This window comes from Ruegeria sp. AH12, from assembly GCF_056541465.1.
Map to the genome: position 1 here is coordinate 1 of NZ_JBQFYL010000136.1, position 781 is coordinate 781.

The following is a 781-nucleotide window of genomic DNA, read 5'->3' on the forward strand; positions in this document are numbered from 1 at the left end:
GCTCCGCACTTTCTGCCAGCCCATCGAAGATTGTCCGTGCATTATCAAAGAGGCTGGCGTCATACATGCCCCAGCTATGTGCTGTCGCGCTTGGCAACTCATCAAGGCCCAGAACCGCATCATACCCGTTGTCTTGCAAAAATTGTCCTTTGCCAGCAAAGGAAAGAGACGCGCCGCCTACATAGGCGTTTCTGTACCCGGCTTGTTTAAGGTACTCGGCTTGGCATGTGATTTCCGAAAATGGGTTGTTAACTTCATTCAGTACACTATTGCCACCCATCTCAGAGAGTAACGGGACGCCACATTGGCTACTAACAATCCCTCCGATTGTCCAGCCAGTTCCCGGATACTGTTGAAAGTCACGGAACCAAAGACCCTCGGACGCTAGATTTTTGATTTGCGGAAGGAGGTCCGGAAACAGGGCCTCGTTAAAATAGGTTTCTTCCAGACTCTCTGCGTAAATCAGGACCAAGTTACGCGAATTTGGTGCCTGAATGATTCCGCTACTTTTGGTGCTTTGCTGCAGCCGTGCAATCTCATCATTCAGTCGGGCGGAGGTGCGAAATGTACTTTCACGAAAATCAGCATAGGCGTTGATTGGATAGCTTGCCCAAAGACTGAATATTGCTGCTGTCAATGCGATTCCCATTCGAAAAGCCATATGGAAAACGGGCTGCATATTTTTGATGGCAAGAAAAATAATGATGGGCGTTGCAAGCAAGTATATGCCCAGAACAGACATGCGCACCAAATCAGTTTTGATTGCAATCTTGAGTGTGGA

At 48.3% G+C, this 781-nt stretch carries 1 protein-coding gene; it reads right to left on the reverse strand.

The window, feature by feature from the left end:
• A partial coding sequence (locus tag ACR0EL_RS22155) for a sulfatase-like hydrolase/transferase (RefSeq protein WP_480502311.1) occupies nucleotides 1–781 on the reverse strand: 781 nt, incomplete at both ends.